This is a genomic window from Oceanobacillus bengalensis (assembly GCF_003628445.1).
Classification (GTDB): Bacteria; Bacillota; Bacilli; order Bacillales; family Amphibacillaceae; genus Oceanobacillus; species Oceanobacillus bengalensis.
Map to the genome: position 1 here is coordinate 1 of NZ_RBZO01000048.1, position 15,355 is coordinate 15,355.

15 protein-coding genes and 2 pseudogenes are annotated in these 15,355 nt (G+C 35.5%); 13 read left to right on the forward strand and 4 right to left on the reverse strand.

What is annotated here, in order from left to right:
• Positions 1 to 645: 645 nt before the first annotated feature.
• Positions 646 to 972 carry a YnfA family protein gene (locus D8M05_RS18810; RefSeq protein WP_121134536.1) on the reverse strand — a complete coding sequence of 109 codons (327 nt, stop codon included), beginning with the start codon at positions 970 to 972 and terminating at the stop codon, positions 646 to 648.
• 376 nt (positions 973 to 1,348) lie between these two features.
• Here D8M05_RS18810 and D8M05_RS18815 point away from each other — a divergent pair, with 376 nt between their 5' ends.
• Both D8M05_RS18815 and D8M05_RS18820 read left to right on the forward strand, forming a co-directional pair.
• Positions 1,349 to 1,903, forward strand: a complete 555-nt coding sequence (locus D8M05_RS18815; RefSeq protein WP_245985540.1) for a Rossmann-fold NAD(P)-binding domain-containing protein — start codon at positions 1,349 to 1,351, stop codon at positions 1,901 to 1,903.
• Between the two features lie 177 nt (positions 1,904 to 2,080).
• Positions 2,081 to 2,635 carry an NADPH-dependent FMN reductase gene (locus tag D8M05_RS18820; protein ID WP_121134540.1) on the forward strand — a complete coding sequence of 185 codons (555 nt, stop codon included), beginning with the start codon at positions 2,081 to 2,083 and terminating at the stop codon, positions 2,633 to 2,635.
• Between the two features lie 188 nt (positions 2,636 to 2,823).
• Here the strand turns inward: D8M05_RS18820 and D8M05_RS18825 are convergent, their stop codons facing one another.
• Positions 2,824 to 3,231 carry a MerR family transcriptional regulator gene (locus D8M05_RS18825; protein WP_121134541.1) on the reverse strand — a complete coding sequence of 136 codons (408 nt, stop codon included), beginning with the start codon at positions 3,229 to 3,231 and terminating at the stop codon, positions 2,824 to 2,826.
• Between the two features lie 223 nt (positions 3,232 to 3,454).
• Here D8M05_RS18825 and D8M05_RS18830 point away from each other — a divergent pair, with 223 nt between their 5' ends.
• From D8M05_RS18830 to D8M05_RS18860, 7 genes and pseudogenes are all read left to right on the forward strand, one after another.
• Positions 3,455 to 4,495: an NAD(P)-dependent alcohol dehydrogenase gene (locus tag D8M05_RS18830; RefSeq protein WP_121134543.1), complete on the forward strand. Its 1,041-nt coding sequence runs from the start codon at positions 3,455 to 3,457 to the stop codon at positions 4,493 to 4,495.
• Between the two features lie 29 nt (positions 4,496 to 4,524).
• Positions 4,525 to 4,752 (forward strand): annotated as a pseudogene (locus tag D8M05_RS18835) (DapH/DapD/GlmU-related protein); the annotation flags it as partial.
• A gap of 214 nt (positions 4,753 to 4,966) precedes the next feature.
• Positions 4,967 to 6,316, forward strand: coding sequence for a hypothetical protein (locus tag D8M05_RS18840; protein WP_342772281.1), 1,350 nt, complete (start codon positions 4,967 to 4,969; stop codon positions 6,314 to 6,316).
• Between the two features lie 310 nt (positions 6,317 to 6,626).
• Positions 6,627 to 7,400, forward strand: coding sequence for a nucleotidyltransferase domain-containing protein (locus D8M05_RS18845; RefSeq protein ID WP_121134545.1), 774 nt, complete (start codon positions 6,627 to 6,629; stop codon positions 7,398 to 7,400).
• Positions 7,401 to 7,411: 11 nt separating this feature from the next.
• Positions 7,412 to 8,425, forward strand: coding sequence for a S66 family peptidase (locus tag D8M05_RS18850; RefSeq protein WP_121134547.1), 1,014 nt, complete (start codon positions 7,412 to 7,414; stop codon positions 8,423 to 8,425).
• A gap of 91 nt (positions 8,426 to 8,516) precedes the next feature.
• Complete coding sequence (locus D8M05_RS18855; protein WP_121134549.1) at positions 8,517 to 9,062, forward strand: histidine phosphatase family protein; 546 nt, start codon at positions 8,517 to 8,519, stop codon at positions 9,060 to 9,062.
• A gap of 5 nt (positions 9,063 to 9,067) precedes the next feature.
• A complete protein-coding gene (locus D8M05_RS18860; protein WP_121134551.1) occupies positions 9,068 to 9,628 on the forward strand; it encodes a histidine phosphatase family protein in 561 nt (186 codons plus the stop codon).
• Between the two features lie 279 nt (positions 9,629 to 9,907).
• Here D8M05_RS18860 and D8M05_RS18865 read toward each other — a convergent pair whose 3' ends face one another.
• Positions 9,908 to 10,840 (reverse strand): DsbA family protein, encoded by a 933-nt coding sequence (locus D8M05_RS18865; RefSeq protein WP_121134553.1) that lies wholly within the window; start codon positions 10,838 to 10,840, stop codon positions 9,908 to 9,910.
• Positions 10,841 to 11,010: 170 nt separating this feature from the next.
• Between D8M05_RS18865 and D8M05_RS18870 the strand changes: the two genes are divergently transcribed.
• Positions 11,011 to 11,580: a TetR/AcrR family transcriptional regulator gene (locus tag D8M05_RS18870; RefSeq protein WP_121134555.1), complete on the forward strand. Its 570-nt coding sequence runs from the start codon at positions 11,011 to 11,013 to the stop codon at positions 11,578 to 11,580.
• A gap of 22 nt (positions 11,581 to 11,602) precedes the next feature.
• Here the strand turns inward: D8M05_RS18870 and D8M05_RS18875 are convergent, their stop codons facing one another.
• A complete protein-coding gene (locus tag D8M05_RS18875) occupies positions 11,603 to 12,184 on the reverse strand; it encodes a TetR/AcrR family transcriptional regulator (protein ID WP_121134557.1) in 582 nt (193 codons plus the stop codon).
• A 240-nt stretch (positions 12,185 to 12,424) separates the two neighbouring features.
• Here D8M05_RS18875 and D8M05_RS18880 point away from each other — a divergent pair, with 240 nt between their 5' ends.
• The 3 genes and pseudogenes from D8M05_RS18880 to D8M05_RS18890 all read left to right on the forward strand — a co-directional run bounded on the left by D8M05_RS18880 (position 12,425) and on the right by D8M05_RS18890 (position 15,172).
• Positions 12,425 to 13,171 (forward strand): SDR family NAD(P)-dependent oxidoreductase, encoded by a 747-nt coding sequence (locus tag D8M05_RS18880; RefSeq protein WP_121134559.1) that lies wholly within the window; start codon positions 12,425 to 12,427, stop codon positions 13,169 to 13,171.
• Between the two features lie 137 nt (positions 13,172 to 13,308).
• Positions 13,309 to 13,452 (forward strand): annotated as a pseudogene (locus D8M05_RS18885) (SDR family oxidoreductase); the annotation flags it as partial.
• A 382-nt stretch (positions 13,453 to 13,834) separates the two neighbouring features.
• Positions 13,835 to 15,172 (forward strand): sodium/glutamate symporter, encoded by a 1,338-nt coding sequence (locus D8M05_RS18890; protein WP_121134561.1) that lies wholly within the window; start codon positions 13,835 to 13,837, stop codon positions 15,170 to 15,172.
• The last annotated feature ends 183 nt before the right edge of the window (positions 15,173 to 15,355 follow it).

A 15,355-nucleotide genomic window follows, 5' to 3' on the forward strand; every position in this document is an offset into this window, starting at 1 on the left:
AACATGAATGGTCCTTCTTTTAGAATGAAAGAAACCGAAGAATGGATAAAAACAAGTGCTGATAAAGTGGCTCAAAATTAACTTGCGAAATGGCTCACTTTTCACTTGCGAAATACAAATATATAAATAATTAGGAATAGGTCACGTGGTAAGTAGGGAAATGGTGGTACAGAAGAAACCGTAAGGTATAGTAGTGTACTGCTTCACCTTTCAAGGGAAATCCAAATTCATAAACGTATATCATACTTCAGACAGAAGCACTCACCCATATAAAAATATATAAGAATAAATAATTAGTATTGGTAATGTGATAAGTATGGGAATGGCGGTGGTATAGGAGGAACCGTAAGGTACTATGTATGAGGAATTAGACTATCGAATTGAAAAGGTACCTTCGATACCCCTTCTCGGTTATTTGATAAAGATGCGAATAAACAGAAAAGCCTTTCTCCTAAATACATAACTCTACTTTTAAAACCTTAGTACCATTTAGTTCTGTTTTGGAAAAATGAAAAAGAGTAAGGGGGAAAAGGAATTTAGAGGGATAGTGATCATTTTAAGACTTTCTATCAAACTAACACCTACGCGGTTCAGAGCCCCCCATCATTCGTTGACTTTCCTTCAATGTATTCATGTCTTTTCACTCTATTGACGAGGTGCAAATAACATTACTGAAACACCCACTAAACATATACCAGCACCTATCCAATCGTATAAATCAGGTGTTCTTTTATCAATACCCCATCCCCACAATACAGAAAGAATGATAAATACTCCTCCGTAGGCTGCATATACTCTACCGAATGAGGGAAATGCTTGAAATGTGGCTATAACACCATATAATGCCAAGGCTATTCCTCCGAAAGCACCCCAATAAAATGGCTTACTTTCTCTTAACCATAGCCAAATAAGATAACCTCCACCAATCTCTGCAAGTCCAGCAAATATAAACAATACAATTGCATAAATCATCTAATGCCCACCCTTGATAACTTAATTTAGATGGTAATTATACCGTATCCCAAAGATAGCAAGTAATTTCACTATCATAGAACAATCGGAAGACAAGAACCGTTTGTGATACAGGTGTCACCGTAAGGTGCCTTCATTAGGTTAGGTCAATCTCTTAGTTTGGTGATCTCTCCTCTTTGTTTAAGCAAACTTTATTCTTATATTTTTATTTTTTGAGTTCATTTTCGTAGGAAAAGAGGTAAATCTTTGAGCAAACTTTATTCTCATGAAATATGATGAAAAATGCCTGCGAGTTCAGATATGGAAAGGAATGGGCTTGTTTACTCTTTTCTGCAAACTTTATTCTAATTTAACAAAAGTGAATGGTGTTTCACAAATGGTTTACTCCAGTGCGCCACGTGCAGATGTTAGTGAGTTTGTTTTGGCTGGAATTCACCGTGAACGTGAAAACATCATTAAAGCATCAGGTATTCCATATGTATTCGTTCGTAACAACTGGTATGTTGAAAACGAATTAGATACCATTCAACAATGTTTGAATGGCACACCGTGGGTTACATCTGCTGGAGAAGGAAAAGTAGCTTGGGTATACCGTCCAGATTTAGGTGAAGCCACTGCCAATGTTTTAGCAGGAGATGGCCATGATAATAAAGCATACGAATTAGCAGGTGAAAACTTAACGCAACAACAATTCGTTGATGCAGTTAATGAGGTTACAGGTAAAGAAATTCCTTTATTAGCTGTAGATTCTGAAGCTCATGCAAAAATGCTAAAAGAGGCTGGCGTGCCAGAAGAATTTGTATCAATGCTAGTGATGATTCAAAATGGAATTCGTGAAGGTGGATTAGAAGCTCCGCATTCTGATTTAGAAATGCTTCTAGGTCACAAACCAACTTCTGTGAAAGAAGCGTTACAAATTTTATTAAAATAATTACGAATGTCGCTGTATCAGACGCCCAGTCACACCGGTGAAAGAGGCTTTAAGTTAAATTGTTAGCCAAATATCTTATGTCAAGTAATTAAGTAACCGCAAAATGTAGAAGTTAAATCAAAATAATTCGTTATTTACACAATCATATTTAGATAGTATATCAAGGGGGAAATAATCATGACAAATGAAAAACTAAACATCGGAATTATCTTAGGAAGCACTCGTCAAGGTCGAGTTAGTCCACAAGTTGGAGAATGGGTAAAAGAAATTGCTGACAAACGTGGAGATGCAAATTATGAAATTATTGATATAGCTGATTTCGAATTACCATTCTTAGGGACAACTGACGGATCAGAACCTGGAATAGCGGCATGGAGCGAAAAGATTTTCAGTTTAGATGGTTTCGTATTTATTGTTCAGGAATACAATCATAGTATTAGTGGATCACTAAAAAACGCACTGGATATTGCTGTTCGCGAAGCTTGGGGTAATAAAGCAGCAGGTATCGTAAGCTATGGTGGAGCTGGTGGAGTTCGTGCAGCTGAACATTTACGAGGTATCTTTGGTGAATTACAAATAGCGGGTGTGAAGACTCACCCACTATTATCGTTATTTACAGACTTTGAAAACTTCACGACATTTAAGCCGGCTGACTTACATTTTGAAAATATCAATTTAATGCTTGATCAAGTTGTAGCATGGAGTGGCGCATTACAACCCTTGAGAAAATAGTGATAATTGATAGGGAATGTAATTGATAAGAATATCAGACACTTACAAATAAGTGTCTGATATTCTTTTTTTATCTGGGGAAAATCCGCAAATCCTCGGTTCCTATTCAGGCATTTTCCTTTTTAATAGGAGGTAAATATCCACTTGTCCTTCTAATCAACAAGGATGAAAGACAGGTGGCTTTTTAATTAATTAAAAGTCCCAATTTTATTGTTTCTATGAATATCTTCCGTTCCTGCATCCAATGCAGTCTTGTAATAGTTGCATTTATGATCTATAAGTTCCATCGTCTTATTTAGTTCTTCCAACTGTGCTTTTACAGCAGTTTTTCGCTCCAAGAACATGTCATATCTTTCTTGTAATGTGGAATCCCCATCCGAACACCAGTCAATAAACCTTTTAATTTCCTTAATAGGCATACCTGTGGATTTTAGACATTCAATTATTTTTAAAGCATCTATATCAGTTTCTTTAAACAATCTTGTCCCGTTAGGTGTCCGTTCTACAAAAGGCATTAGGCCCTCCTTGTCGTAGTAACGTAGAGTATATGCTGTGAGATTTAACTTTTTTGCAACTTCGCTGATAGAATATGTCATCGATATTTATCCCCTTTTCGATATAGACTTCGAGTTAACTCTAACTTTAGCAGGATTCTATCATGCTATATGCAAAATGTCAAAGCGTGACTAAATACTATAATGAATAGTATTGTATTCTGCCAATAAACTTCTCCCTTGACTTAGAGTTAACTATAGGGTCTATCCTGATTTTGTAGGATAATATTTTTACGAAAAAATCAATTTATTGGGGGTTTTATTCATGATAACAGCTAAAGCAAGGGCAGTAGACGGTCCAGACAAAACGTTTCGAGCTGCTGAAATTAAAAGACGAGATCTTGATTCACATGATGTTCTAATTGAAATTAAATATGCAGGCATATGTCATTCTGATATTCATACCGCTCATGGTGAATGGGGGGAAGTCAATTATCCACTCGTACCCGGGCACGAGATTGCAGGAATTGTTACTGCTGTAGGACCTAATGTCACAAAATACAAGGTAGATGATCGGGTTGGGGTTGGATGTATGGTTGACTCTTGCGGCGAATGTGAGAACTGCTGTAATGGAGAGGAGCAATATTGTCTAAAAGGAAAAGTTGACACTTACGCTGGTGTTGACAAATACGGGGAACCAACTCAAGGTGGCTATTCTACCCATATTGTAGTTCCAGAAGACTTCGTGCTAAGAATACCTGATAATATTGAACTTGACGCTGCTGCACCATTACTTTGTGCTGGTATTACAACGTATTCACCATTAAACCATTGGGGAGCTGGACCAGGTAAGAAAGTAGCTATTGTTGGTATGGGTGGTCTTGGACATATGGCGGTAAAAATTGCACATGCCATGGGAGCGGAAGTTACCGTCCTGTCACAAACATTGAATAAAAAGGAAGATGGCTTGCGATTTGGAGGAGACCACTATTATGCGACAAATGATCCGGAAACATTTAATAATCTTGCAGGTTCCTTTGACTTAATTATCAATACAGTAAGTGCAAAAATTGACATTAATGCGTATTTCTCACTACTTACGTTAGATGGTACCCTAGTAAACGTTGGTGCGCCCGCAGAGCCTTTATCGGTACAAGTTTTTGCTCTAAGCAGTCTCAGGCGTTCATTTGCTGCGTCTATGATCGGAGGTATCCGTGAGACGCAGGAAATGTTAGATTTTTGTGCAAAACATAACATTGTTCCTGGAATTGAAGTAATTTCGGCTGATCAAATTGATGAAGCATATGAACGAGTATTGGCTTCCGATGTAAAATATCGTTTTGTTATTGACATTAGTACAATGTGAGTTATGTAAGCCTTAATCTAATTTTTACGATTGCTACACTTAATCATGGATTACCTTTAGAAACAAGAAACACAACATATCCCTCTCCAGTCGTAATTGGTGAAAATGTATGGATTGGGTCAAACGCAACAATATTACCAGGTGTAAAGATTGGGGATAACTCTGTTATTGCGGCAGGAGCAGTTGTCACGAAGGATGTCCCAGAAAATATGGTTGTTGCAGGGGTGCCAGCGAAAGTTATAAAGAAAATTAAATAATAATGTAGAGAGTTTTTCGTCCTTCTCCCAGCTATAAAGTTCTATATAACCTTGCTAATTAAACCTTACTCGTTCTCTCTCCAATTTAAATAACAGCATCGTAGACAGCGATGGTTTTAAGAGAAGATTAGACATGGACAAACAATAGTTCATTGTTTTAAAAGTATTCGGAGCTTAACCATTAAAAATGTTGGAGTGGAGAAATAGTCTGAAGTTGAAACTTTTATATAGACAATACAGTATATATCTTGATGAGATTGATATTTTAAGTGAAAGCAAAGGTGATAATAGAATGGATTCAAGGATAAAAGAACTAATTGAATTAACAAAAACTAAATTCGGGTTAAACAACTATTACTTACAAAGACATCAGTTTGATCGTAGCGTAAATATCTTCAATGAGACAGTTTATACATTATCTATGGAATGGTTTCCTGATCATGTTACGGTTCAAGAGGATGGGGATTCAAATCCAGAAGGTACAGCAAGTATTGAGGTAAACCTGAAAAATTGTACATTCAATAGTGCTATTTTTGTAATGGGTAAGTCATATGCAGAAAATGGAATTATGTTTGTTAGTCGTCACAAGGAAGAAATCATAAAATGGGTTGAAGATGAAACAGGATTAACATATGGGAAACAATTTCAGATACATAAAGAAAGAGAAGGGGAAGTTTACTTTAAGGAATGTATTGATGGTGTTGCCGTATCACCTTCTGGATCTATTGAAGTTAAATTTGATCAAGAAGGGAAACTTACCTTTTTTGCTGTACATGGTCAATTTCCTTCTAAAGAAATAGTAAAGGAAGAGACATATTTACTTTCCCTTGAAAAGGTAGAGCATCTGGCAAAGGATCAATTGAAGTTAATTGAATATCCTTCATTTGAACAGAAAAAGTTATTTTCTGTTTATGCGGTGGAGGAGGTTTATGTAACAAATGACCAAATGGAGACGATTCCATTTGAAATCTTTGTAGATGTAAGGTCTTATTTGCAAATAAACAAAACGATGTATTGGGATAAACCGATTAATCAATCGTTTGATCGAAAAGAGCTAAGATGGATTGAAGATATATCAGCAGAACAAGCATTTTCTTGTGAGCCATCTCCCGATTCATTTCCCATCTCGAAAATAACGCAAGAAAAATGTTTGAAGGTAGTTAATGACCTCTTACGTCAGGAATATCCGGAAGATAGTGGAAACTGGATTTTAAAAACGCTTCATCGTGATAAGGGGTACATTCAAGCCATATTAAGAGCGAACAAACAAGACAATCGTGTATTTCAAAGAAAACTGATGATCATGATTGATGCGAAGAGTCTCCACGTTGTAAATTATATGGATAACAAACCAATGTTGGAGGTTTTTGACCAATTTCAAGCACCTAAAAAAGTAACAATTAGTAAAGAAGAGGCTTTTGAAAAAGTGAAAGAATTGTTTGAGCTTAAACCTTACTATGTATATGACTTTGATCGAAAACAATATGTTTTATGCGGAAAATTCGATTGTGATTATGGGGTGAATGCATCAAGTGGTGAAGTGATCGCGTTAGGTGACTTATAGTTTGATTGCTTAAGAGAAGAAGAGTCTTAGCTCTACCTGAAAGTAGCTATTTAATTGATTTATGAGCTACAGTAGCAGATGCTAGTTCGTATCGGGACCTTATGTAAAATCAGTCAGAATCGGGAACGTACCAAACGTACACTTTCTCGGTTCTTTTTCTATACTCATATTTTCCTCATCCTAATCATCCTTTACTTATATCTTCCATCTATTTTGTGAAACAGGATTTCAAGGTCAGCATTAGATATTGATTATTCTAATAAAAAGGAATATAATGACGTAATATTTATCTATAAATCGGGAGGGTATGATGAAGCAGGAAGATGCTGTTAAAACTATTTCACAAAGTTTAATGAAGGATAAACATGTTAAGGCCATCTATTTAAAAGGTTCAATGGGGAGAGGGGAATATGATGAATATTCGGATGTAGACCTTTACTGCTTGGTAGATAAAGAAGATGAAGAGATATTTTTAACACAACGATTAAAGCATTTAGAGTCTTATAGAAAGATATTATTTTATGAAGATTTTTTTATCATCGCACCTCAAATAATAGCGGTCTTTGATAATCTACTTCATGTAGATTTATTTACAGTTACAGAAAAGAGTTTTAAAGAAAAGGATTTTTTCCATGTGCTATACGATCCAGAAGGTCGGTTAAATAAATTTCAATCCACTCAAAACTTGCTTCTTTCCTTAGAAGAGTTTAGTGATTGTGCCTATGATGTTGCCTGGTATCTATTTCAATATAATAAGCCGAATAAAAGGGGAAATGACTTATGGGCTGTGGAAATGCTGCGACACGTTATGGTCAATCTATCTAACGTGTTGTTGCATAGATATCAACCTAAAAAAGCTCAATTGGGATTAAAAAGTCTCGAATCACTATTACCTTCTATTCAACTTGATAAAGTAAAAACAATTTTTACGTATATAACACCGAATGCACACAAAAAGGCAGTGTATTACTTGACTAACTTATTGAGTGATGAAATCGATTGGATAGAATCCAAGGTGGAAAAGAATTCCCAAGCAGCCCCATTTATAAGAATGATGATAACCTTGTTAAAACAGCCAAAATAGGAGGGATGAACTTGATCCAATATCCATTTTTAGATAAAGGTATGACTATCGGAGTAACTGCACCATCATCAGGAGTGCCAAGTGAATTACATGAATTGCTTCATTCAGCATTTAAAAGTATGGAAAAGAAGGGTTTTAACATCATATCTGGTGAAACTCCTTGGACCCAGGATAAGGCAAAGTCTGCATCTGCAAAAAAACGCGCAGATGAATTTAATAATATGATGCTTAATGAAGATATTGACCTTATTATTCCACCCTGGGGTGGGGAATTACTTATTGAAACACTTGAATATATTGACTTTAAAAATATGCAGAATAAGTGGGTCTTAGGTTATTCTGACATTAGTTTATTACTGTTAGCTATTACGTTAAATACAGGTATAGCTACTGCTCATGGAACTAATTTAGTAGATGTAAGAGGGGAATATTCTGATGATACGACTGGAATGTGGCAATCTGTTTTATCTACCGAAAAAGGTGAATCAATCCTCCAATACTCATCAGAAAAATATCAAAAGGAATGGCAATTTGATAAACCTACTCCACATATTTACAATCTAACAGAGCCTACTTACTGGAAATCAACTTCGGACGATAAGGTTAAGGTTCAGGGAAGATTACTTGGTGGATGTATAGATACGATACGACATTTAATTGGTACACCATACGGGAATGTACAGTACTTTAAGAAAAACTATATTCCAGGAGATTCTATTGTTTGGTTTCTTGAAAATTGCGAGTTATCGACCACTGACTTACGTAGGTCTCTTATACAAATGAAACTAGCTGGTTGGTTTGAAAATTGTAAGGCGATTATGTTTGGAAGAAGTTCAGCGAATACACCTGTCTCAAATTATACAGTTGAAGATGTTTATAAAGAGCTCTCTGATGAGCTCCAAATTCCTATCATATACGATATTGATTGTGGTCACGTACCACCACAAATTACATTTATGAATGGAGCATTTGCTGAAGTAGAAGCTGATAACGGAAAAGGTTCTGTATTACAAATTTTTAATTAAAAAGAATAAACTCCCCCATTTTAATAGAAAACGTATTAAACAGATGAAGCGTGCAAATAGATACCCTTGTAAGGTCTGTTAAGGAGGAAGCATGAATAATAACATATACATCATTAGGCACTGTGAAGCAGAGGGGCAGTCTTCTGATTCACCATTAACGGAAAGAGGAATCAAGCAAGCAAATGAACTATCTAATTTTCTATCTGATATAAAGGTTGATAGAATTATATCCAGTCCATTCTTGCGAGCAGTTCAAACGATAAAGCCTTTTGCAAAGAACAAGAATATGGAAATCGAGGTGGATAGCCGATTAAGCGAACGTGTCCTTAGTACCAACCATTTTCCAGATTGGTTGGATAAGCTGGAAGCAACATTCAGCCATATGGATTTAAAGTATGAAGGTGGAGAATCAAGTAATGAAGCCATGAATCGGATTACAGAAGTTGTTAATGATATAGTAGCAAGTCCTTCTGAAAATACGGTTATCGTGGCACATGGAGGCATTATCTCCTTATTATTAAATCACTATGATAAGAATTTTGGCTTTGAGCAATGGAAAAGTCTAAGTAATCCGGATGTGTATTTATTAAGAATTAAAAAGAATGAGGCTCATTATAAACGTTTATGGAAAGGTTGATTTGTTTGCCGACAAATTTGTATTTTGTTAGACATGCTCATTCTACATATACGCCAGATGAGTTAGGAAGACCTTTGTCTGAACGTGGGTTTACGGATTCGAAAACAGTAACCGAATTACTGAAAAGAGAAGCTATTGATGATGTTTATTCAAGTCCGTATAAACGTGCAATCCAAACAGTTGAAGGGATTGCAAAATACATAGATAAAGAGATTAAGTTAGTAGAGAGTTTTAAAGAACGTATCTTGGCGGAAAATCCTGTAGAAGATTTTGCGAAAGCAATTACGAGAGTTTGGAAAGACTATGATTTTTCATGGAATGGTGGAGAATCGAATAGGATTGCTCAAAAAAGAGGTGTCCATGCTACATTCCAAGTATTAGAAAACAATATTGGTAAGAACGTAGTAATCGGTACGCATGGTAATATAATGGTATTAATTATGAATTATTTCGATATTCAATACGGATTCGATTTTTGGAAGGGATTGGAAATGCCAGATATATATAAACTATCATTTAACGGAAAGAAACTCATAGATGTTCAAAGAATATGGGGGAAAACCTAATAATGATATTTGAAAAACAAGAAAAATAAGGACATTATTGCAAGACTATCTCTGAGTAATATAAAGACTCTATATACTCGGATGGTTAAAAGAAGAATCATTAGATGAACAGACTGCCTAGGAAGAATTTTTAATGGGATGGGAAAAGGGTTAAGCACTTATCGCCAGGTATTAAAATGGGATAAGTGCTTTATTTCAATTTATTATCTTTCCTAATGGTCTACCGAGTCCATCAGATAAATTACTTACCCCAAAGTAGAGTCCCGTATTTCCAAATCATTATTTTTTTGCAGTAGTTACAATATATAATTCCCCTAGAATTTCCTTCGTTTGATAACTACTTGGGGAAAGTTCTCTTTCAATAAAATGGTTAATATCCGCTTTTTCAACATCATACATTGCTTCAATTTCTTTAGAGAACAGCAGTTTTTCCTTTTTAAGCAAGTGAGAAAGGGAAGGTTCTTGTTTTGGATGCAGTTCTTCCACGTCAAGCACTTGTTTTAATCCATCAACATAGTATTCTAATGTGCGACCGCCTGTAATTTTTACGCCTTTATTTTCTTCATTAATCATGACAATAGATGGAAAGCCCCTAACTCCAAGGCTTCTAGCAAGACTAAAGTCTTCATTTAATAATTGCTGTCCAATTGGTTGTTCAGCTTCATTTAAGATTGCCTTGCCATCGAGTCCGAGATTATTAACAATATTGATCATAACGGATATATTGGATATATTCTGATTAAATGCGAAAAGGGCTTCTCTAGTACGACGTAAATATTTATAGGCAAGTTCATCATGATGATGTTTTTGGATTACTTTAAATACACGAGATGGTGGATAGGATGATTGAACGGGGTTGTCAACCATTAATGATCCATCAATTGGCATGCGGGAATATTCCCCGACCTCTCTCCAGTGACCAGCTACGTCAGCAGGTTTGTAAATCCCGTTTGCAGGGTCAATTGGTCCATCATGCCATTTCTCTAGCAATCCTCCCATAACGGTATGGAAATTGAAATAGTGCCCATACTGCTCGTTAAAACGACGAAGAGTAGGTTCGATTGCCCAGCAATGAGAACAAATTGGGTCAGTCACATAATAGAGATTAATCGACTTTTTAGGTTGATTAAAATCAATCATCTCCATATCTTCCTCTTCAGTAACACCACAGACACCAGTTTCTAAATCACAAATCATATTTTTGTTTGTCATCTTAGAATTTCCTCCTTAAATCGAATTTGTTAATGCTGTAATCTGAAATTTTATATTTGCTGTTAATAAAAGTTTAATGGATAATAAAAATAATTAAACCAATAGTTCGCCCGAATCGTTGTATTTCCAACACATTGTAAAAAGTGTTGAAAAAGTAGGAGGTATCTGATATGAGCCAATCAAAGACAGATCCCCGAGTTGTACGTACCCGCAAATTAATCATGGAGGCTTTCGTTGACCTATCGAGTAAAAAGGAATTCAAGGATATTACCGTTAAAGATATTACAACAGAGGCTATGATTAATCGTGCTACATTCTATTATCATTTTGAAGATATATATGATTTATTGGAAAAGGCATTATCCGAAGTATTGTTGATTAATTTGGATTGTCATAACTTTGAGGAGAATGGGATAAATGGAGATTCCATTGTTCTTATCTTTAAGGCGATAACAAATTTTCAAAAAACGTTATCAAATCGCTGTCATAGGGGATACGAAGATACAATTGCCCGAATTATTAGGGAGCAGCTCGAAGTCATATTTTATAAAATGTTGTTAAAACAAAATACAGAAGAAGAGAATGAAGCCTTAAAAATTGCAGCTGTTATGTTAAGCTGGGGAATTTACGGAGCCTCAGTAGAATGGAGAAGAAATAGTAGGGAAATATTGCCTGATGAATTTATTAAATCAGCAATTCCTTATATGATGACTGGGATAAAGTTTAGTAAGTTAGGCTAGAATTACTCACTTCTAGCCTAGCTTATTCATGATACTTAGCTAATTGAAACTTATCTATTTTTAGAAAATGGGCATATTGCTCATTCATATAATCTAGGCTGTAAGAGAAATCATTACTAACCCACTGTATAATCATTCCAATAACAGCGTTCGCTTGATAAGCTGAATAGAGTGGAATATTCAGCTTATCATCTTTATACATGGTTAAAACTTCTTCAAGCAATATCTTAACTTTATTATAGAATAAATAATAGTAGGAAAGTGATGCCTTATTTGAAAAAACAATTTTGTAAAAATCACTGTATTTCTTCACATGATGAAAGATGCGTAATGAAGAAGGATCAATTTCATGTGGTTGAATTGATAAATCCTGATAAGGTCCATGATAGGACTTTTCCAGGTCTTTCATTACTTCCATAAAATATTCCTCGAATAGGTTTTCCTTCTGATCATAGTGCAAATAAAATGTTCCTCTATTCACATTAGCTATTTTACATATTTCAGAGACAGAAATAGATTCTAAGTTTTTCTCTTTCAGAAGCTTTAGCAGTGTTTGATGGAAAATATTCTTCGTTTTAATGACTCTCCTATCATTTAAATTCAACTATTTTCACCTCATCATAATATACAACTTCAGGGGAACTGTTTATTAATGAACAGTAACGGAATTTTTGATTATTGAATTAGATTCTACCCCATTCTATAATTTTATTAGACAGTTGTACATTAAAATACCCATGGAAAACTGTAGTTATGATTGTAAGCGTTTTTGAGTCAGTATAAACATGTTAGTAATGAATGGACGGCTGTTATGGAAACGATAATTTCATAGGGGGAAAAGTACATGGATAAGGTTGTATTGATTACAGGTGCGGCAACAGGACTTGGTAGAGCTACTGCATTAAAGTTAGCGGCACAAGGGTATCGTTTAAGTTTGGTGGATTATAACGAAAAAGATGGACAAGCAACTGCTGATAGTGTGAAAGAACTAGGTGCTGAAGTAATTTTTATAAAGGCAGATGTTTCTAGGGAAGATGATGTAAAAGATTATGTAACCCAAACAATTAAAGTCTTTGGTACAATTGACTATTTCCATAATAATGCTGGTATCATGATTCCATTCCGGTTGCTTCATGAGTATTCGAGTGAAGAGTATGACCGTTTAATGAATATCAATTTAAAAGGAGCATTTTTAGGAATAAAATATGTCATTCCAGTCATGATTGAAAATGGCGGTGGTACAATCGTTAATACAGTTTCTTCTAATTCCTTTAAACCTACAGCGTACAATGGGGTCTATGCTGCTTCTAAGCACGCATTAGCTGGTTTAACGAAGTCTATTGGCCAAGACTATCAAGATTTGAACATTTTTGCAGTAGGTGTTGCACCTAATACGATGCAAACCAATATCTCAGCTTCAGCAGCTTCAACATTTACGGAAGAAGTTGGGGAAAAAATTGCAGCTACAACAGGTCCTAATATTGCTGCAACGGCTGAGGAGATTGCGGATGTGGTAATTTTTGCGATGAACGGAGCGAAAACATTAAATGGTTCCATCGTGAATTGTGCCGGCGGACAAATTTATATTTAACTATTTACTATTTTAGTTACAATAATATTCGTGAAAAAAGTAATTTGATTATTTATCGAAGTAAATGACTGAATCAACCAAAGTATTATACACAAACTAAAATACAATGTGAAAAAATCATTATCATAATTTAAGAGGAGGAGTTTTCTAAACAGATTCCTTTAAAACGTGTTGCTCAACCAGAAGAGGTAACAAATATTGTTCTTTACCTAGCTTCTGATGAATCAAGTTACTCAACAGGTGCTGAATTTATCGTTGATGGTGGTTTAACAGCAATGTAAATGAAAGAGGAATTTTAAATACATTCAATAAAGGAAGGAGCCAATGGAGTCCTTCCTTTATTATTTGCTATTTTCTCGAATTGCTTGACGTTTTTTTGCACGGTGTTTCTGTGTTTGGTTGTCTTACGTATACAAAAGGTGGAGGCCGGAAAAGCTATCTTGCGAGGACTTTGGTTCAAAGGAAATAAGTAGTAAGTAACGACTCTGTATTGTTGGAAATTGTTTAATTCTATTAAAACTAGTACAATATTTATGCACCTTTTCATCAAATTTAAGCTACCTGTAATGAATTATTTTAAAGGTGTTTAAGAAGTTTAAAATATATAGAAGGGGGAAAGAATCATTCGAAAAAATACGATAAGAACGGAAGGCTGATTTAAATATGGAATTTTCACCATGGGTTTTCTTTACAGATTTAGGTTTCATATCAATTTTACTTATAATCGGCACTATTCTACGTGCCAAAATTCAATTCATCCAACGTCTTTTCATTCCAGCAAGTATACTAGCTGGGATCCTCGGTTTAGCGCTTGGCCCGAATGGGGTGAATATAATCCCTTTTTCCGATCAAATTGGAACATATCCAGCAATACTTATCGCCCTCATTTTTGGGTCAATCCCTTTAACAGCCCGAACACCGAAGTGGAGTACAATTAGAGATAGAGTGGGGAGCATGTGGGCTTATTCACAATTATCCATGATTGTCATGTGGGGTGGAGGCCTATTATTTAGTCTTCTTTTAATCAACCCTTTCTGGGATAATCTTCATTTAGGATTTGGGTTAATATTAGCGGCAGGATTTGTCGGAGGACATGGAACTGCAGCAGCTATTGGAGAGACATTCAGTCAACATGGCTGGGAAGAAGCTACGACATTAGCAATGACTTCTGCTACTGTTGGGGTTTTAGCTGCGATTATTCTTGGGATCCTTTTTATTAAAATTGGTTCTACCAGAGGACAAACATCATTTCTTTCTTCCTTTGATCAATTACCAAACGAATTACGGACAGGATTAATACCAAGTAATCTTAGGACGAAGGTTGAGACTGATACGGTGTCATCCATTTCGATTGATCCGTATGTGTTTCATATGGCTATCGTATTCTTAATTGGTCTCGGTGGATATTACTTGAGTAAGTTGGGAGAATTTCTAATTCCTGCTGTTTCAATACCTGCTTTTTCATTGGCATTCATTGTTGGTTTAATTGTAAGTCGAATTTTAGTTGTGACAAATTCTGAGGAGTATGTGAGTAGTGAAGTTGTTAATCGGATTAGTGGTAGTGCAACAGATTTACTCGTTGCTTTTGGAATTGCTTCCATTAGCATTTCTGTCGTAATGGAATATGCTATACCATTATTGCTATTATTCGCTTTTGGACTGGCATTAGCATATTTTATTTTTGCAGTACTGTCTAAACGGTTTTTCAGACAATATTGGTTTGAACGTGGCGTATTTACATGGGGCTGGAACACTGGTACAGTTGCAATGGGAATTGCTTTACTAAGAATTGTTGATCCGAAATCGGAAAGTAGGACATTAGATGATTATGGTTTAGCGTATATCCCAATTGCGCCAGTGGAAGTATTACTTATTACCTTTGCTCCATTATTCATTGTTAGTTTACATCCATATATTTTCATTGGGATCATTGTGTTATTTATAATAGTTATTTTCGGGATTTCGTTTAAAAATAAATGGTTTCAGCGTTATAAAGGATAAGCATCAAAGGCGAATGATAAATAATATATAGAGCAAACTGCCACTTTTCAGTTAGTGGCAGTTTTTTGTGCGACGGGCAGTTGCACAAGGTGCTGACATCAGCGCCTATTTCTGTTTCTTTTCAGGACAGAGACGACACTGAGGTGTAACGACTGGAAGAAAGAGAGAAACAGAATTTCCAGA